The 18,222-nt window shown below is 35.6% G+C and carries 16 protein-coding genes; 10 read left to right on the top strand and 6 right to left on the bottom strand.

The window, feature by feature from the left end:
* Nucleotides 1–49: 49 nt before the first annotated feature.
* Genes PHP31_03175 through PHP31_03145 form a run of 7 tightly spaced genes read left to right on the top strand, consistent with a single transcriptional unit; the run spans nucleotide 50 to nucleotide 10,277 of the window.
* Complete coding sequence (locus PHP31_03175) at nucleotides 50–2,509, top strand: OmpA family protein (protein MDD3738276.1); 2,460 nt, start codon at nucleotides 50–52, stop codon at nucleotides 2,507–2,509.
* 11 nt (nucleotides 2,510–2,520) lie between these two features.
* Entirely contained in the window at nucleotides 2,521–3,696 is a 1,176-nt protein-coding gene (locus PHP31_03170; protein ID MDD3738275.1) for a phosphoribosylformylglycinamidine cyclo-ligase, read from the top strand.
* Between the two features lie 18 nt (nucleotides 3,697–3,714).
* Nucleotides 3,715–5,109: a dihydrolipoyl dehydrogenase gene (gene lpdA, locus PHP31_03165; GenBank protein ID MDD3738274.1), complete on the top strand. Its 1,395-nt coding sequence runs from the start codon at nucleotides 3,715–3,717 to the stop codon at nucleotides 5,107–5,109.
* A 3-nt stretch (nucleotides 5,110–5,112) separates the two neighbouring features.
* Nucleotides 5,113–5,667: a dTDP-4-dehydrorhamnose 3,5-epimerase gene (rfbC, locus tag PHP31_03160; GenBank protein ID MDD3738273.1), complete on the top strand. Its 555-nt coding sequence runs from the start codon at nucleotides 5,113–5,115 to the stop codon at nucleotides 5,665–5,667.
* A gap of 15 nt (nucleotides 5,668–5,682) precedes the next feature.
* Complete coding sequence (locus PHP31_03155) at nucleotides 5,683–6,660, top strand: lytic transglycosylase domain-containing protein (protein ID MDD3738272.1); 978 nt, start codon at nucleotides 5,683–5,685, stop codon at nucleotides 6,658–6,660.
* 23 nt (nucleotides 6,661–6,683) lie between these two features.
* The gene (gene uvrA, locus PHP31_03150) at nucleotides 6,684–9,536 is read left to right on the top strand and encodes an excinuclease ABC subunit UvrA (GenBank protein ID MDD3738271.1); all 2,853 of its coding nucleotides are present in this window, start codon (nucleotides 6,684–6,686) and stop codon (nucleotides 9,534–9,536) included.
* 15 nt (nucleotides 9,537–9,551) lie between these two features.
* Nucleotides 9,552–10,277 carry a TIGR00730 family Rossman fold protein gene (locus PHP31_03145; GenBank protein ID MDD3738270.1) on the top strand — a complete coding sequence of 242 codons (726 nt, stop codon included), beginning with the start codon at nucleotides 9,552–9,554 and terminating at the stop codon, nucleotides 10,275–10,277.
* A 149-nt stretch (nucleotides 10,278–10,426) separates the two neighbouring features.
* On the opposite strand, the gene PHP31_03140 is transcribed toward PHP31_03145, so the two are convergent.
* The 4 genes from PHP31_03140 to PHP31_03125 form a co-directional block, all read right to left on the bottom strand.
* The gene (locus PHP31_03140) at nucleotides 10,427–11,593 is read right to left on the bottom strand and encodes a retropepsin-like aspartic protease (GenBank protein MDD3738269.1); all 1,167 of its coding nucleotides are present in this window, start codon (nucleotides 11,591–11,593) and stop codon (nucleotides 10,427–10,429) included.
* Nucleotides 11,580–12,407, bottom strand: coding sequence for a hypothetical protein (locus PHP31_03135; protein ID MDD3738268.1), 828 nt, complete (start codon nucleotides 12,405–12,407; stop codon nucleotides 11,580–11,582). The genes PHP31_03140 and PHP31_03135 overlap by 14 nt, the downstream gene beginning before the upstream one ends.
* Nucleotides 12,408–12,609: 202 nt before the next feature.
* Entirely contained in the window at nucleotides 12,610–13,323 is a 714-nt protein-coding gene (locus PHP31_03130; GenBank protein MDD3738267.1) for a hypothetical protein, read from the bottom strand.
* A gap of 208 nt (nucleotides 13,324–13,531) precedes the next feature.
* Nucleotides 13,532–14,470 carry an ROK family protein gene (locus PHP31_03125; protein MDD3738266.1) on the bottom strand — a complete coding sequence of 313 codons (939 nt, stop codon included), beginning with the start codon at nucleotides 14,468–14,470 and terminating at the stop codon, nucleotides 13,532–13,534.
* 122 nt (nucleotides 14,471–14,592) lie between these two features.
* Here PHP31_03125 and PHP31_03120 point away from each other — a divergent pair, with 122 nt between their 5' ends.
* Nucleotides 14,593–15,054: a DUF2141 domain-containing protein gene (locus tag PHP31_03120; protein MDD3738265.1), complete on the top strand. Its 462-nt coding sequence runs from the start codon at nucleotides 14,593–14,595 to the stop codon at nucleotides 15,052–15,054.
* Nucleotides 15,055–15,140: 86 nt separating this feature from the next.
* Complete coding sequence (locus PHP31_03115; GenBank protein ID MDD3738264.1) at nucleotides 15,141–15,782, top strand: porin family protein; 642 nt, start codon at nucleotides 15,141–15,143, stop codon at nucleotides 15,780–15,782.
* Between the two features lies 1 nt (nucleotide 15,783).
* Here PHP31_03115 and PHP31_03110 read toward each other — a convergent pair whose 3' ends face one another.
* The gene (locus PHP31_03110) at nucleotides 15,784–16,362 is read right to left on the bottom strand and encodes a hypothetical protein (GenBank protein ID MDD3738263.1); all 579 of its coding nucleotides are present in this window, start codon (nucleotides 16,360–16,362) and stop codon (nucleotides 15,784–15,786) included.
* A gap of 19 nt (nucleotides 16,363–16,381) precedes the next feature.
* Complete coding sequence (gene rsmG, locus PHP31_03105) at nucleotides 16,382–17,002, bottom strand: 16S rRNA (guanine(527)-N(7))-methyltransferase RsmG (protein MDD3738262.1); 621 nt, start codon at nucleotides 17,000–17,002, stop codon at nucleotides 16,382–16,384.
* A 53-nt stretch (nucleotides 17,003–17,055) separates the two neighbouring features.
* Here rsmG and miaA point away from each other — a divergent pair, with 53 nt between their 5' ends.
* Nucleotides 17,056–18,012: a tRNA (adenosine(37)-N6)-dimethylallyltransferase MiaA gene (gene miaA, locus PHP31_03100; GenBank protein MDD3738261.1), complete on the top strand. Its 957-nt coding sequence runs from the start codon at nucleotides 17,056–17,058 to the stop codon at nucleotides 18,010–18,012.
* Nucleotides 18,013–18,222: the final 210 nt, after the last annotated feature.

Below are 18,222 nucleotides of genomic sequence, written 5' to 3'. Positions count from 1 at the left end.
AAACAAAACATTATAACAAACGTTTATATCTAAACGAAAACAATAAACAATGAAGATAAAAATAAGTGTTTTACTAATAACATTATTGATAGCAGCTACAAGCGTCGATGCACAGTCGAGACAAAGCAGACATATGCGAATAGCCGAAGAAGCGTTCGACAACATGCAGTACAATAAAGCTGCAAAACGTTATCGAAAAGCATATTCTAAAGCCAAAATAAAACCTGAAAAGGAATACATTGGCTTTAAAATGGCTGAATGCTACCGCATTACAAATAATTATCGCCGAGCAATACCTGCGTACAAACGCATAATTAAAGGCAACTATGCCAAAGAAAACCCGCAGGCATATTTGTACTTGGCTCAAATGCTTGTGATGAATCAAAAATACAGCGAAGCGAAACCTTTTTTCGAAAAATATGCAGAAGCCGTCCCCGATAGTCCGTTAGGTCATAACGGCATTATAACATGCGATTCGGCTGATGTTTGGATGGATAACAAATCGAAATACAATATTGAAACCATAAAAAGCATCAACTCACGCTATTCCGACTTCTCGCCTACGTACGCCGACAAACTGTACAACACTCTAATTTTTACTTCTACAAGAGACGAAGCTACCGGAAAATACACCGACGATTGGACAAACGAAAACTTTTCGGACTTGTTTATTACAAAAATAGACCCAAAAGGAAAGTGGTCGACGCCGGTTTTAATCGACAACAACGAAATTATCAACACCGAAGCTAACGAAGGAAACCCGCATTTGAACTCAAAGTTTAATCAGCTGTATTTTACCAGATGCACCAAAAAAGACGACGAGTTGCAAGGCTGTAAAATTATGGTGAGCAAGCGAGTTGGAAAAAATTGGTCGGAGCCTATTGTTATTGACTTAGGTGGCGATAGTTCCACCGTGTTCGGCACTCCTGCTCTTTCGCCCGACGAATTGGTGTTGTTTTTCACTTCCGATTTGAAAAACGGCGTTGGTGGAAAAGACCTTTGGTACGCTACCAGAAAAAATGTGAACTCCGAATTTTCTAAACCACGAAATATGGGAGATGTTATTAATACTCCCGGAGATGAAATGTTTCCATTTATGAGAAACGACAGTACTTTATATTTCGCATCAAACGGGCATCCCGGACTTGGTGGCTTGGATATTTTCGTAACAAAATTTTCAAACGGGAAATGGACTAAACCAGTTAATGTCAAAGCTCCTATAAACTCCAACTACGACGACTTTGCAATTATTTTCCATCCCGAATTAGACCAAGGTTTCTTTTGCTCAAATAGAAAAGGCGGTAGAGGTGGAGATGATATCTACTTCTTTGATAATCCGCCGGTCGTTTATACCCTGTCGGGAATAGTTAAAGACGATAATTCATTGCAATTTGTTCCTAACGCCATTATCAAGCTGATTGGTAGCGACGGAACAACTGTTCAGGCTAAAACTGACGCAAAAGGTTTTTATAGTTTCAGTAAATCACAAATTAAACCAAACACCACATACGATTTGGTTTGTGAAAAGCCTAACTACTTCAACAAGAAAGCCAAAGAAACTACTGTCGATGTTGAAGTTGACACCGACTTTGTAATTAATTTCAATTTGGAACCAATACCCGACAAACCTATTGTGTTACCGGATATTTTGTACGATTTGGCTAAGTGGGATTTAAAACCGCAATATCAAGACTCGTTACAAGGATTAATTAGAACCTTAGACGAAAACGAAACAATTATAATCGAATTGGCTTCGCACACCGACTTGCGTGGTTCCGAAGAAAGCAACGATATTTTATCGCAAAAACGTGCCGAATCGGTTGTAAATTATTTGATAGAAAGAGGTATAGACCCAGATAGACTCGTTGCTAAAGGCTACGGCGAAAGAGTGCCACGAACACTAAGCGAAGACCGTATATACAACGATTTTACCTTTAAAGCCGGAACCAAACTTACCGAAGAATTTATCAACTCGTTGGAAAGCAAAGAATTGCAGGAAAAAGCTCACGAACTTAACCGTCGTACCGAGTTTAGAATTCTTAGCAAAGATTTTGTTCCCAAAAAACAAAACAAAGACATCTCCAGCTTCTCTAAAGCTGTAAGTATAGAGCTTAATCCGGAAGTTAAAAATATTCAGTTTACTGAAAATCCAGACCACAGCATTAGCTTTACAGGTATTGTGAACGGTAAAACTCTTAAAATAACTCTCAACGATGAGTTTGACGTGGCTCAAATATCGTTAGATGCCGTGCTAATGTTATTGAGGTCGGGTGCAATTGGTAAATACGATTTTGAAGGAGACCCGGAAAAAATTATCGGCGAAAATACCGTTGCAAACAAAGCTATACTGTACATTGCCGAAATTAATTTAGGCGACAACTCTGCTTTTGAAATCGAAACGGAAGTAAACCATAAGCTTAATTACGAGTTGGTGATTAATAGAAAGATACTCCGCAAGTTCGGTGCTTTCAATATTAATTACGAAAAAAATCAGATTATTTTTCAATAAGCAAAAAGATAATGGAAACCAATAAATATGACTTACGCGGTGTTTCATCAAGCAAAACTGATGTTCATAATGCAATAAAAAATATAGATAAGGGACTTTACGAAAATGCCTTCTGCAAAATTGTCCCCGACTATTTGGGCAACGACCCCGAATATTGCAACATTATGCACGCCGACGGAGCCGGAACCAAATCGAGTTTGGCTTATATTTATTGGAAAGAAAACAACGATTTGTCGGTGTGGAAAGGCATTGCTCAAGATGCAGTTGTTATGAACATCGACGACCTTTTATGCGTAGGCGTTACCGATAATATATTGCTTTCGTCAACCATAGGCAGAAACAAATATCTTATCCCGGGCGAAGTTATTTCCGAAATAATAAACGGAACCGAAGAATTTTTAGAAAAATTGAGAAGTCTGGGAATAAATATTTATTCAACCGGTGGCGAAACAGCCGATGTCGGCGACCTTGTCAGAACTGTAATAGTTGATAGTACCGTTACGGCACGCGTAAAACGAAATCAAATTATTGAAAACAACATACAACACGGCGATATTATTGTCGGTCTTGCATCTTTCGGTCAGGCTAATTACGAAGACGAATACAACGGAGGCATGGGTAGCAACGGACTGACTTCTGCTCGCCACGACGTGCTTAGCAATTATTACGCAAAAAAATATCCCGAAAGTTACGATAATAGCATAGCCGAAAATTTGGTTTACTGCGGTTCAAAACTTATAAACGACAGCACAAGCATTGACGGCGTTAATGTTGGTAAAATGATACTTTCGCCAACCAGAACCTACACTCCTGTTATGAAAGCGATTTTTGCCGAAAACTTCTCCGACATCAATGGAATAATACATTGCACCGGTGGAGCTCAAACTAAGGTTTTAAAATTTGTCGAAAACATTCACGTTGTTAAGGATAATTTATTCGAAATACCGCCACTTTTTGAGCTAATCAGGCAAGAATCCGGCACTCCGCTTTACGAAATGTTTAAAGTCTTTAACATGGGACACAGAATGGAAATTTATACACATTCGTTGGTTGCTGCCAATAATATTATTTCTATTGCAAAGCAATTTAATATAGATGCCAAAATTATAGGCTATTGCGAAACTAACAAAGATGAAGGCAATAAACTAAGCATAAGATATGATGATGAAGAATTTATTTATAAATAACATAAAAAAGTAATAATTATGAAATACGATATACTAGTAATTGGAAGTGGACCCGGCGGTTACGTTGCTGCCATACGTTCGGCACAACTTGGACTTAAAACCGCAGTAGTTGAAAAAAGCGAATTAGGCGGAATTTGCCTTAATTGGGGTTGCATTCCCACAAAAGCCCTTTTGAAATGTGCACAAGTCTATAAAGACTCTGCAAATGCCGGCAACTACGGAGTTGACATTGAAACTCAGCCGGTTGCAAATTTGGAGAAAATGGTAAACAGAAGTCGTGATGTTTCTTCAACCATGAGCAAAGGCGTTAAATTTCTGTTAGATAAAAATAAAATTGACATTTACGAAGGTTTTGCAAAACTCAAAACCAATTCTTCTGTTGAAGTAAAACTAAATACCGGCGAGACCACAACAATAGAAGCCGAAAACATCATCATTGCTACTGGAGCAAGGTCTAGAGAGCTACCTAACCTAAAACAAGACGGTAAAAAAATTATAGGCTATCGCGAGGCTCTTGTTCTTAAAGAAAAGCCCGAAAGTATGGTTGTTGTCGGCTCTGGAGCCATTGGAAGCGAATTTGCGTATTTTTTCAGCACCATAGGCGTCAAGGTTACGCTTGTCGAGTTTATGCCACAAATAGTGCCTACCGAAGATGAAGAAATTGCTAGGATTCTTGAACGAAACTTCAAGAGGTCGAAAATTAAAGTTATGACTTCTGCAACTGTCGAAAGTGTTGATATCAACGAAAACAACAAATGCAACGTTACCATAAAAACCGCAAAAGGCGACGAACAAGTTGAATGCGACATAGTTCTATCGGCTGTTGGTATAAGTGCCAATATTGAAAATATCGGTTTGGAAGAATTAGGAATAAACGTAGAAAAAGGTAGAATAATTGTCGATAAAAACTACAAAACCAATGTTGATGGCATTTACGCCATAGGCGACGTAATTCCGGGACCTGCATTGGCTCACATTTCATCAGCCGAAGCCTTGGCTTGTGTTAATTACATTGCAAAACAAGAAGTTAATCCTGTAAATTACAACAACATACCAGGCTGTATTTACACAATTCCCGAAGTTTCATCAACCGGACTTTCGGAGAAAAAAGCCATTGAACAAGGTTATAGTGTGAGAGTTGGTAAATTTCCATTTACTGCATCGGGTAAAGCAACAGCAGTAGGAGTTAGAGACGGTATGGTAAAAGTTGTCATCGACGAAAAAACCGATAAATTGCTTGGTGCACACCTTGTTGGCTACAATGTTACAGAACTTATAGCCGAAATGGTTTTAGCTATAGAAAACAATCTTACAGCTCACGATATTGTTAAAGCCGTGCATCCGCACCCAACAATAAACGAGGGAATTGTTGAAGCTATTGAAAATGCGTATAACAAAGCAATACATCTATAGTTTATGGAGATAATTTCGTCAGACATACCCGAAGTAAAACTTATAAAACCGACTATTTTCAGAGACGATAGAGGATATTTTTTTGAGTCGTTTCAGGATAAAAAGTTTAAAGAGTTGGTTTGCAATGCCGATTTTGTTCAGGACAACGAATCTATGTCGAAAGCTAACGTAATACGCGGTTTGCACTATCAGCTTAACCCCTACGCACAAGGCAAGTTGGTTAGAGTATTAAAAGGTGCTGTTGTAGATGTTGCTGTTGATATTCGTCGAAATTCGCCTACATTTTTAAAGTGGGTAGCTTTCGAACTTACTGAAGACAACAAACATCAACTTTGGATTCCTGCGGGATTTGCTCACGCTTTTTTATCTCTTGCGGATAACACCGTATTTTGCTACAAATGTACAAACTACTACAACAAAGAATCGGAAAGAGCTATTATTTGGAACGATCCGGATATAAATATTACTTGGGATAAATTCAAAAAAAGCGACGGTGACTTTATTATATCTGAAAAAGATAAGCAAGCCGTTACTCTTAAACAGGCAGAAATATTTTAAAACAAATAACAAATAGTGCAAAAAAGGATATTAATAATATTGATTTTGTTAGTCGCAGCTTCGCTACAAGGTTTTTACAGCAGTTACAAACTTCGAAAAACCGATTCCGACAAAGACTATCACAAGGCTTTTATGCATAGCAATAAAGTCTATGGAATAGTATTGCCGTCGACAGCCGAATTTTGCGACGAAGAGTTACCATTAGGAATTTATCACGTCAGAGAACGCTTAGACAGAGAAATGTCGGTAAATACTTATTGGCACTCTTCTACCCTGCTTTTGCTCAAAAAATCGCGGAAATATTTTAAAATCATCGAACCTATATTAAAGCAAAACAATGTCCCCGACGATATTAAGTACATTGCAATGATAGAAAGCGGTTTTAAATACGATGTTTCGCCACGCGGTGCAGCAGGGTTTTGGCAATTTATGCCCGCAACAGCCCGTCGCTACGGATTGCGAGTTGATGACCAAGTTGACGAACGCTACGACCTTGTTAAAGCTACAAATGCTGCCTGCAGAATGCTTAAATCGCATTACAATATGTTAGGCTCTTGGACTTTGGTTGCTGCTTCTTTTAATGCCGGCGAAAACCGTATTTTGAAAGAGATGGAAAGACAAGGCACCAACGACTACTACAACATGGTATTGCCCGAAGAAACTATGAGGTATTTGTACAGAATTATCGCTATAAAATTTATCTACAACTCGCCTACCAACTTCGGATTTTACTTGCGAAACGTTGACCTATACCCCGACTACCCTACTTATCAGGTTTCGGTAGATTCGTCGATTTCTAATTGGATAAATTTTGCAAAAGAACATAATACCAATTATCTTATACTTAAAGAGCTAAACCCTTGGATTCGTTCGACCAAAATGGACAATCCCGAAAAATTATCGTATAATATTTTATTGCCAAAGAAAGAATATTTCAACTACGACACACTTTTATTAGAAACTGAAAATCCTGATGAAATTTTCAACGAATGACAGTACTAAAAAATTTGTAATTAATGAGATCCGAAGGCATAAAAGAAAATTCTAAGGCAATAAAAAATCTTGAAATTAAAGGAGTAAAAGTCCATAACCTAAAAAATATTGACGTAGAAATTCCTTTAAACAAGTTGGTTGTGTTCACGGGTTTGAGCGGAAGCGGAAAATCGTCCTTAGCTTTTGATACTATTTATGCCGAAGGACAAAGACGTTACTTGGAAACATTTTCGGCTTACTCGCGACAATATATTGGTTCTATGGAACGACCGGATATTGACAGCATTAGAGGACTTAGTCCGGTTATTGCAATTGAGCAAAAAACAACGCATAAAAATCCGCGTTCAACCGTTGGTACAATTACCGAAATTTACGATTTTATTCGTCTTTTATATTCGCGTATCGCCGATGCCTACTCGCCTACAACCGGAAATAAACTTGTCAAATATACTAGTAGTCAAATCATTGACTTAATTTCTGAGACTTATTTCGACAAAAACATTAAAATCCTTGCTCCAATTGTTACAGGCAGGAAAGGACATTACAGAGAGCAGTTGGAGCAGTCGAGACGAAAAGGTTACCTTAAAGCCAGAATTGACGGCGAAATTGTCGATTTAATACAAGGAATGCAGCTTGACAGATACGTTACGCACAACATAGAAATTGAAATCGACAATCTGACAGTTTCTGAACAAACGGAAAGAAGATTGACAAGGTCGATAAATACGGCTTTGGAAATGGGAGACAATAGCATTTTGATTATCGAAACCGAAACAAATAAAGCCCAATTTTACAGTCTAAACCTTATTGACACTGAAAGTGGCTTATCATACCAAAATCCTGAGCCGAATTTATTTTCGTTTAATACTCCGTACGGCTACTGCCCCAACTGCAAAGGTATTGGTTATATAGTAGATGTTGATATAAAAAAGGTAATCCCCGACGACGAGTTAAGCATCAGAAACGGTGGAATATCGCCCATTGGCAAATATAAAAACTCATGGATTTTTAAACAAATTGAACTTATTTTAGATAAATACAATCTCAGTATTGACAAAAAAATAAAACAAATCCCGCCCGAAATAATCGATAAGATTTTGTTCGGCACCGACGAAATCATCAAAGAACACAATGCCTATTTGGGTATAACAAGTTCGTATCAGCTTAATTTTAAGGGCATTGCGTATTACATCAACAATCAGGTTGAAGAAACCACATCGCTAAAGATGAAAAGTTGGGCTGAAAAATTTACCAACACAATAAAATGTCCTGTATGTAACGGCACACGGCTCAAACCCGACAGTCTTTTGTTTAAAATAAACGATAAGAATATTTCGGAAATATCGGAAATGGACGTTTTAACGCTGCGCGATTGGTTTGCCGACTTGCGTAACAACTTGTCCGAAAAGAAATTGCTCATAGCAAACGAAATCATAGGCGAAATAGAAAAACGTATACAATTTTTGCTTGATTTAGGGATTGATTATCTGACCTTAAACCGTCCGGCACACAGTCTTTCAGGCGGCGAAACTCAAAGAATTAGGTTGGCAAGTCAAATCGGCTCTAAACTGATTGGCGTCATGTACATTTTAGACGAACCCAGCATAGGGCTGCATCAGCGTGATAATATTAAACTTATAAATTCATTAAAACAACTGCGAGATGCAGGCAACTCGGTAATTGTTGTTGAACACGACGAAGAAATGATGAGAGCCGCCGATTTTATTTTGGATATAGGTCCCGGAGGCGGAACCCACGGCGGTAAAATTGTAGCAAAAGGAAACATCAGCGATATAGAAAACAGTAATTCAATCACCGGAAAATACTTGAAAGGTACGGAAGAAATACCCGTCCCTAAAAAAAGAAGAAAAATTGGAGAAGATAAAATTGTGATTAAAGGAGCAAACGGAAACAATTTAAAAGATATTACTCTGACTCTTCCCTTGGGTGTATTTATCTGCGTTACGGGAGTTTCGGGTAGCGGAAAATCAACACTTATTAACGATACTTTGCATCCAATTTTAAGTAAAACATTGCATCGTTCAATAAGACAGCCATTGCCTTACAAGTCGATTGAAGGAGTTAAAAACATTAATAAAGTAATCAAAGTCGATCAATCGCCTATAGGACGCACTCCACGCTCAAATTTGGCTACTTACACCGGCGTTTTTGACGATATCAGAAAACTGTATGCCGAAACTCCAGAAGCTAAAATTAGAGGATACAAGCCCGGCAGATTTTCTTTTAACGTCAGAGGTGGCAGATGCGAAACCTGTTCGGGTGCAGGTGTAAAAACTATTGAAATGAACTTCCTGCCCGATGTACACGTCAATTGCGAAACCTGCAACGGAAAACGATACAACAAGCAAACTCTCGAAATCAGATATAAAGGCAAATCCATAAACGACGTGCTAAAGATGACGGTTGAAGATGCCTGCTCTTTCTTCGAAAACATTCCACATATTTATTCAAAAATAAAAGTAATTAATGATGTAGGTTTGGGTTACGTTACTTTAGGGCAACCTTCAACTACTATTTCGGGTGGCGAAGCTCAGCGTATTAAACTAGCAACCGAGTTGGGTAAAAAAGATACCGGAAACACCTTATATTTGCTAGATGAACCGACAACCGGTCTGCATTTCGCAGATATTAAAATATTGCTTAATGTATTGCAAAAGTTAGTCGATAAAGGAAATACGGTCGTTGTTATTGAGCACAACCTTGATGTTGTTAAAATAGCCGACTACATTATAGATTTGGGTCCCGAAGGCGGCAACAATGGCGGAACCATTACTGCACAAGGAACACCCGAAGAAATTATTAAAGTTAAAAATAATTACACGGCAAAATACTTAAAGCCGTACATTGTCAAATAAACTAATATTTTTATTATGAGCGATTCAAAAACATTTAAAACGGAAGACGAAAGAATTATAGATGCTATAACTCCTAAAGATTGGACGGAGATAAAATCGACTGACTCGTGGTCGGTGTTTAAAATAATGTCCGAATTGGTTGAAGGATTTGAAAAAATGGCTCGCATAGGTCCTTGCGTTTCTATTTTTGGGTCGGCGCGCCTAAAACCCGACAATCAATATTACAAACTTGCTGAAGAAATTGCTTACCTTCTGACCAAAAGAGGATTTGGAATTATTTCAGGTGGTGGACCCGGAATAATGGAAGCTGCAAACAAAGGAGCACACTTCGGCGGTGGCAAGTCTGTCGGACTTACTATAAATCTGCCCCACGAACAAGGCGGTAACCCCTTTATTGACAACGATAAACTTCTGAATTTCGATTATTTCTTTGTCAGAAAGCTGATTTTTACAAAATATTCTCAAGGGTATATTGTATTGCCAGGAGGTTTCGGCACACTTGACGAGCTTTTCGAAGCTATTACTCTTATCCAAACTCACAAAATGGTAAAATTCCCTATTATTTTAGTTGGAAAAAGCTACTGGGGCGGTCTTGTTGATTGGATTAACGAAGTATTGCTTGAAAAAGGCACTGTAAGCCAAAAAGATATAGATATTTACGAACTTGTTGACGACGCCGAAACAGCAGTAAACAAAATTGAACAATACTACTTGAAGTACGCTTTGAAGCCGAATTTTTAGGAGGTTGCTGTATTTGGGTTCAAATGGATTTTGCGTAAAATACTTGGAAATAAACATTATGCACATCCAACCACCTATACAGTATAGGATTGTGAGCTTTTTTTTATTCTCCATTTTTATTTGTATATCCTATTTTGGTTAGCACCCTGTTATTCTACAAGTTTAAAACTTATTCCGTATTTTTTACATAAATTCTTTGCTTCAGAATGACCAAAACGTCCTGCATCATACAAAAGCTCCTCAGCTTTATCAATTTCGCCTAGTTTTAAATTATTCATGGCAATATTATAAAGAATTTCTCCGATTTGCTTATCTACAAATTCACCCTTATATGCTTTCCTAAGTACTTCACCAAAATCATTAATATTTTTATATCTAAGGTAATAATCAAGGCTTTCATTGAAATGATCTATTGATTTATAATATGACTTTTTTTTATAGTATAAAATACCTAAACCAAAACAACCCATTTTTCTGTCAAGATCATCCCTAGCAATTGAAAAAGCTTTTTCATAAAAAATTTCCGCTTTTGTATAATTTTCCAATACCATATACGATTTAGCTATTGTCATAATAGGAAAATACTGATATACATCATCATCCTGGGTAAGCTCAAGCCACATACTTAGAAATTTTATTGAGTTTTCATAATCTTCCATTTCATAATAAGACTGCCCCATGAAGCATATATCAGGTTCCGAAAATACACTAGGACACAAATTATAAGCTTTTACGTAAGTATGTGCTGCTAAAGCATATAAATCATCATAATAATGTTTTTTTGCTGCTTCAATTAACGATGAAGCAAGTTCGCATTTATAATTATCGGGTACAATATCGCTATCTATAATTAATAACTCGTCTCCATCAAGTTGTATTTTTCCTAATTTATTTATAGCAGATTGCCCAAGTAAAAGTGGTGCGGAAAGATTATGTATTATTGCTGCCTCAACATTATAAATTTTTATTCCTCCTATTTCGATTTCTTTTAAATTAACTGTTGTGTTTTCTATAATATCTCCATTTGCAATTTGAGATAATGATGATCCGTGTAAATCACTTTCTTCCAAGTACCCATTTTTTAACATAAATATTGCCTCCGAAAGAGATAATGAAACATTACTGGCACCTGTGTCAAAAATAAAACGCAATTTCAATCCATTGACTGTGCATGGCATTGTATAAACCCCTCCTTCTCTTTGCATTTTTATACGAACTTGAGATTTTAAGCTTGGAACTAAAAAGCTAATAATTAAACTGAGTATAAATATTTTTTTCATTTTTTGTGTTTTTAAAGCAATATTAATTCTTTCCATTTCTCCAAATGTACTTACCCGTAAAAATAACTATCAAAGAATAAAAGATAGTAATTAAAGACACTATGCTAATTAACATCCATAACTTCATTAAATACATATATTGCATCATAAACAAAGGAATTATCACACCGACGAGTAATGATGAAGATAAAGTAAAAAAGAGCTTTTTTACTAATGGTGGTATTGGTTCTTCATATTTTTGTGTCAAATATAAAAGCGGATAAATTACTTCCATTTCTATATCTCCAGCAACCTTAGCTATTAATCCAATTGTAATTTCATCATCTTTATATTTTGGATTTATTGACAATATTATCTCTTGCATTCTTCCTCTCTCAAATGGCGACATTTGGGAAAATTGAGAAGTATTCAATTCTTTAACAATGTCTGTTCGGCAGTTAATATCATACCATATTGTATTTGCATATGAATGATATTTTTGTATCTCTTCAAAATTGAATATTCTATAGTGAATAGATTCACTTAGACAATCTTTACTATATTCTTTTGAAATATAGTCAATTGCTCTATAAAAACCATACGATTCTTTTTTTTCAATTTCTTTCTTTCCCTCTTCCTTTTTTGCTTTTTGTTTTAACCTATCATAATTATCAACAATTCCTGTTGCTGACACTTTAGAAATTAACTCTCTAAAAGCATTTAATCTTGGATAATAAGTTTTTATTTCAATGAGTAATCTTTCTTTACGGCTCTTATGATTTGTAGTAATAAGTATAATAAAAGGAAACCCAACAGCCACTAAAATTGATGTTGCTGTAATTATTGAATTTAATATAGTGTCAAAATTCATTGTAAAAATAATTTGTCTTACACTTAACTATCAATATAACAAATAATCTACATAGCAAAGGTATAATATTTTAAACAAAAAATACCACACTCGCACATTATATTTTTGAACAAGGTTTTAATTCAAGCTAGTGTGCAACATAGCTAAAACTTCGTAATCCTTATTAACGATCTTATGCAAAAGCTCGCTTTGAGCTTGGTTTTTAGAACCTAATTCCCAATGACACTGTAAGCAAATCTACTTTGCGTTCAATATCAAAACCTACTATCAAATCCACCCGTTCCATTTCTTTGATTTCACCGTCAATCTCGTGTTTTCCTAAGCCATAGTAATCGATAGAAACGAAATACTTTTTAGCGAATAAAATACCGGCACCAGCTTTAAATCCTAAATTGCTAGCTAAGTCCATCTTAACTTTTAAAGCTTCCTCTTCAACTTCGGAACTTAATTTCATGTTGGTCATTTTTAATAAGTTAAGAGCTACACCCGCATTGGCAAACACTCCAATCATACCATCACCTTCATAAGTATAATTCAAACCGACACTTATTGGGACATTGACGTACTTAAAGTATTCTATTTTGATATCATCAATGCCATCTTCTTCAAATATTCTTTCAAAATCTCTTCTACTGCTTTTTTGTAATCCGTTATAGTTAAAATCAACGCCACCAAATACGCCTAATCCAATTTTCGAGAATGTGTACACGTATTGCAAACCGCCATTTAAACCAATTGCAGCACAACCCTCATTCGTAATGACTTCTTCAGAATCTTCATCAATCATCTTACTTAAGCCAAAGTCAGAAAGGGGAAAAGAAGGTCCTACATGGACGGAAATACTACTCTGTGAATAAACTTTTGTAATAAAACAAAATGACAATAAAATAATTGCTATAATTTTCAGTTTTTTCATTTCAATAATATTTAAGTGTTAATATTTAATTTATCTGTGCTGTTACTCTGCCAATAGTTGATTTTGCTGCAAGACATTAAAACGAAATGCTACAATTTTCCCCACAATATCTAATATTCTGTCAACTAAACAAAAGTAAAACAATTCTAAATAAGTGTACATTAAAGTCGTAAAATCGTAAAAAAACACTAAACACCAATCCCCAAAACTACATATTTTTCAGCATTGGCTTAATTTTTTCGTAGTACGAATCGTCAGCCAACATTGTAACTCCAATAATAGCCGAATCTTGAAAATGTTTGGTGATTAAAATTTTTACTTCTATTTCAAACTCTTTTAATTTCTCAACAAAAGACGGCAAAAACAATTCATTTGCCTTGGCAATATTGCCGCCTAAAATAATTTGTTCAGCTCCAAACTGCTTTATGTGCGGATGCAAAAATTCAGCTAAATTAGTTCCCATTTTCTCAAATACCGACTTAGCCACAATATCTTTTTGTGCAAGATTATTTAACATTTTAACACCTTCAATTTCAACACCCGAAACGTGATAGTACGATGTTTCGAACCAACGTGTTGAGAAATAATCGTCGGCAATACCAGATTTGAAAGGAATATACCACAAACAGCCGTGCTCAGGGACTGTTTCACCTTCCAATACAGGCAAACCATTATCCATAAACGCCGAACCGAAACCTGTTCCAAGGGTTAGCACAATAGTCTTACTTATAGCTTTTGCCTCCGCAGTATTGGCTTCCGAAATAGCAAATGCCAACGCATCGTTAACAAAACGCACCTCAATATCGTATTTACTTAAACTCTGCTCCAACTTTTGTTTTATATTAACATCTTTAAGCAAAGGATATTTGTCGTTGCCTTCGTACAAACCTATTCCATTGGCGTAATCAAAAGGACCGGGTATAGCAACGCATACGATATTGCTGCAATTTTCGGTTTTGTTAAAACACTTCTCAATTACACTACTCCATTTATTTATTATCACATCAGCTTCGGCTTTGTTGTCAATATCGGCTTCAACTTTAGTTTTACTTAAAATTTTGTCTGAATTAACATCAACTGCACAAGCTGTAATATGGGTGCCTCCAATATCAACACCAATAACGTTTTTATTATCTTTTTTTTCCATGACTCTGTTTTTTTTTAATCTCACAAAGATAATAATTAAATATTAATTTTCGTTATTCTAACAATAAGGAATAGTTATTGTATCATATTTAATCAGAATTTTACCATAAAAACAATTGAATTATGAAAATAAACACAAAAATATCTTCAATACTGACAATATTAGTGTTTTTGTTTTTTTGTCCTTCCCTTTTGATATCACAAAATTTGGGAAAAGTAGAAATAAATTTCACAAACCTAAAAAATGATAAGGGCTCACTATTCATCGCTCTCTACGAGAGTTCTCCAAACAGATTTAACAATGATAATTTATTTTTCAAAAAAGGTTGTACCGAAATAAATAAAGATAATACGGCTAAATTCGTTTTTGAAAATATAACTCCCGGTAAATATGCTATTGCCGTACTTCACGACGCAAATAATGACGGAAAAATGAATAGCAACGTTATAGGTCTTCCAAAAGAAGGTTTTGGCTTTTCAACTAACCCTAAAGTGCTTACAAGGTCGCCACGAATGGACGAATGCGAGTTTTTGGTTGAAGCTAATAAAACAACTTATCTGACAATAAAATTAATTTACTTCTAATAAATAAGCGAATATGGGACAAACTTACTAACTAAAATTAACACAAAAAGTATGTAAGTTATGTATAATCTTAAAAACAGAGTACTATGAAATATTTAAAAATAGCTTTAGTTTTATTATTAGCGACTACTACATTGATTGCTAATTCGCAAGTAAGATTCGGTATAAAAGGCGGTTTAAACATCACAAGTTACCTTTCGGATGACGAAAAAATTGATGATGAAAACTTAAAATATGGCTTCAACGCAGGAGTATATTTGCGTTTGCCTGTAGTTAGTCTTTTATCGCTACAAACTGAACTACTATACACTCAAAAAGGCTCGAAAATAGAAATGTCGAAATTTGGTAATGTGGAAATTAACACTACATCATCGACCGACTACATTGAATTGCCTGTTTTACTTGACATTGCAATTATAGATATTCTCCATGTGCATGCCGGACCGTATTTTTCGTATCTTATTAATAAAAAATCACTTACAAGCAATAGCGATAACAACAATATAGTAGCTCAGGTAAAAGATGACTTTAAAAAAGTTAATCTCAACGAATTGGACTACGGTTTGGCTTTTGGAGCTTCGTTAGTTAGTAGAAGTCTGGAGCTATCGCTTAGATACAACTACGGTGTGAAAACATTAGGAAAAGAAAACACCATTCTTGGCAACAAATATACTTTTCCGGACGTAAAACATTCAGCTGTTTACGTCTCGTTGGGGCTTTCGTTCTAGTTTAAGGAGCCGAAATTCGCCTCTTTTTGTATCTATTTTCCCACATGCTTGCCATACTGACGCAGGTTGAGTCGGGTGTTGCAATTTTTGTAACTAGCCTCAGTATTTTTTCTTCCTTCGACCAAAAAACCACCGGCATCATATCGCCACCAAAATCACCGTTTGATTGAAAGAAATTTTCGCCATCGTCGTTAACCGACGACATGCTGAACATGAAAAAATCGTTGTTTAAATATCGGTACAAACGCGCATCTTGATAGTTATCGAAAGTCATTGTTATCTCGCCGTTAAGCTCGCCTTTTTCCACATACAAACGCTTTTTCACTTTCTTTGCTTTTGGAAAATCTCTTTCAATTTTGTCGCCTTCCAACCACATGTTTATCAACTCGTCGTAATCGTGGTCTATTTCCTGAACCGAATCAATCAGCGATGAAAAAATATTTAAATATTTGATTGTCAGACGTATTTTATTGTCCTTTAAAACCTGAAAAACGTACTCTTTCTTTTCGCAAGTCAGACAGCTTGTGGAACTTAGCGAAATGATAATTATAATTAAAAATAATATTACTTTTTTTGTCATTGTTTTGTGGTTTTTTATTCTACGCTTTTATATATACAATTTTTTTGGTCTCAAAATACGGTTCTGCAAAGAAATCGGAAATTGGATATTGCACAACTTTATTTTTTATTTTTTTAATTTCGTCTTCAAAATCACCTCCTTTTAGGTACAAAATACCGTTTTTCAGCTCATTAAAATTTTCGCTGACAATTTTCCCCTTAATCCATTTTACAAAAACAGGCAATTGAGTAACGGCACGACTTACAACAAAATGCGACTTGATATCCATTTCTTCAATTCTACCGGTTATGACTTCTACATTTTTTAAACTCAAATCGGCAGCTATCTGCTTGACTGCATTGGTTTTCTTTTGAATAGAATCTACCAAAACAAAATCGCAATTAGGAAACATTATAGCCAAAGGTATTCCGGGGAACCCGCCACCTGTGCCGACATCAATAATTTTTGTATTATCGGTAAAACTTATAATTTTACAAATGCTCAACGAATGCAACACATGATGCAAATAAAAGGAATCGAAATCTTTGCGACTAATCAAATTAATCCTCTCGTTCCAATAGCCGTACAATTCTTTCATCTCCTGAAATTGCTTCAGCTGAACCGCATTAAGATTTGTAAAATATTTTGTAATCGCCTCCATATTTATGCAAAGGTACATTTTCATTTTAATTATTATCAATAAAAGATGCAGTATTGAGTATTTTTTTGCATATTTGCAAAATGTTGTCGCATATACCGTTAATAACAGTTTTGGGTCCTACTGCCGTTGGAAAAACCAAATTGGCAGTCGGTATTGCTCATTATTTTAAAACGGAAATTATTAGTGCCGATTCTCGTCAGGTTTATAGGGGAATGGACATTGGAACGGGAAAAGATATCGACGATTATAATTATTGCGGAGAAAAAATTCCTGTACATCTTATTGATATTGTTGATGCTGGCGAAAAATATGATATCTACAATTACAAAAACGATTTTATTGCTGCGTACAATGCAATAAAAAGCAAAAACAAGACTCCTATTCTGTGCGGTGGTAGCGGTTTGTATTTGAATACGGTTTTGTTAGACTACAATTTGCCTCAAGCCGATTTTAGTAAAGAAAATATTGATAAGTATGCTGCTTACAGCGATGCAGAACTTATTGAAGAGCTAAAATCATTAAAAACGCTCCACAACACAACCGATACGGAAGACCGCAACAGACTTATTAAGGCATTGATAATTGCAAAAGCGGAAAACAATTCGGATAATTCTGAGAAACCGCAAAAACTTTATCCTTCGCCTGTTATCGGCATTACTGACGAAAGAAAAAATATTATTAAAAACATAGACCTGCGTCTTGAAAAACGGCTTAAGGAAGGAATGATTGAAGAAGTTGAAAGTCTTATCAATAGTGGCATTAGTCCCGATAATTTGAAATATTACGGACTTGAATACAAATTCATCACATCTTATTTGCTTAACGAAATTGATTTTGAAACGATGAAAAATGGTTTAGAAATCGCTATTCATCAGTTTTCAAAAAGACAAATGACTTGGTACAGAAATATGCAGAAAAAAGGAATTGAAATATTTTGGTTAAACCTGTCTGACGGGCTGAAAGTAAACACACAGAGAGCTATTGATTATATTATTAATTACAAAACGTAGTTTTTTTAAAATATAAAAATATTTATTGTCGTCTGATAAATGCCTTTGGCTGTTGGCTATTGGCTCTTAGCCGTTGGCTTGTTTAGGGTACGTGTTGCGTGGTACGTGTTAGTTCTGAGTTCTGTCCCAAAGTTTCGGAGAGTTCTGACTCTCTAAACTCCTGACTCCTAACTCAAAACTCGAAACTAGCCCATACACCATACACCTTTC

Source organism: Lentimicrobiaceae bacterium (assembly GCA_028697555.1).
Taxonomy (GTDB): Bacteria; Bacteroidota; Bacteroidia; order Bacteroidales; family UBA4417; genus UBA4417.
The sequence above is the reverse complement of the archived record's forward strand: the minus strand, read 5'-3'. Positions and strand labels throughout refer to the sequence as shown.

Excerpts from the sequence above, each read along its gene's own strand:
- PHP31_03175 (MDD3738276.1), top strand. The coding sequence starts at position 50 with ATGAAGATAAAAATAAGTGTTTTACTAATAACATTATTGATAGCAGCT.
- PHP31_03170 (MDD3738275.1), top strand. The coding sequence starts at position 2,521 with ATGGAAACCAATAAATATGACTTACGCGGTGTTTCATCAAGCAAAACT.
- lpdA (MDD3738274.1), top strand. The coding sequence starts at position 3,715 with ATGAAATACGATATACTAGTAATTGGAAGTGGACCCGGCGGTTACGTT.
- rfbC (MDD3738273.1), top strand. The coding sequence starts at position 5,113 with ATGGAGATAATTTCGTCAGACATACCCGAAGTAAAACTTATAAAACCG.
- uvrA (MDD3738271.1), top strand. The coding sequence starts at position 6,684 with ATGAGATCCGAAGGCATAAAAGAAAATTCTAAGGCAATAAAAAATCTT.
- PHP31_03145 (MDD3738270.1), top strand. The coding sequence starts at position 9,552 with ATGAGCGATTCAAAAACATTTAAAACGGAAGACGAAAGAATTATAGAT.
- PHP31_03140 (MDD3738269.1), bottom strand. The coding sequence starts at position 11,593 with ATGGAAAGAATTAATATTGCTTTAAAAACACAAAAAATGAAAAAAATA.
- PHP31_03135 (MDD3738268.1), bottom strand. The coding sequence starts at position 12,407 with ATGAATTTTGACACTATATTAAATTCAATAATTACAGCAACATCAATT.
- PHP31_03130 (MDD3738267.1), bottom strand. The coding sequence starts at position 13,323 with ATGAAAAAACTGAAAATTATAGCAATTATTTTATTGTCATTTTGTTTT.
- PHP31_03125 (MDD3738266.1), bottom strand. The coding sequence starts at position 14,470 with ATGGAAAAAAAAGATAATAAAAACGTTATTGGTGTTGATATTGGAGGC.
- PHP31_03120 (MDD3738265.1), top strand. The coding sequence starts at position 14,593 with ATGAAAATAAACACAAAAATATCTTCAATACTGACAATATTAGTGTTT.
- PHP31_03115 (MDD3738264.1), top strand. The coding sequence starts at position 15,141 with ATGAAATATTTAAAAATAGCTTTAGTTTTATTATTAGCGACTACTACA.
- PHP31_03110 (MDD3738263.1), bottom strand. The coding sequence starts at position 16,362 with ATGACAAAAAAAGTAATATTATTTTTAATTATAATTATCATTTCGCTA.
- rsmG (MDD3738262.1), bottom strand. The coding sequence starts at position 17,002 with ATGGAGGCGATTACAAAATATTTTACAAATCTTAATGCGGTTCAGCTG.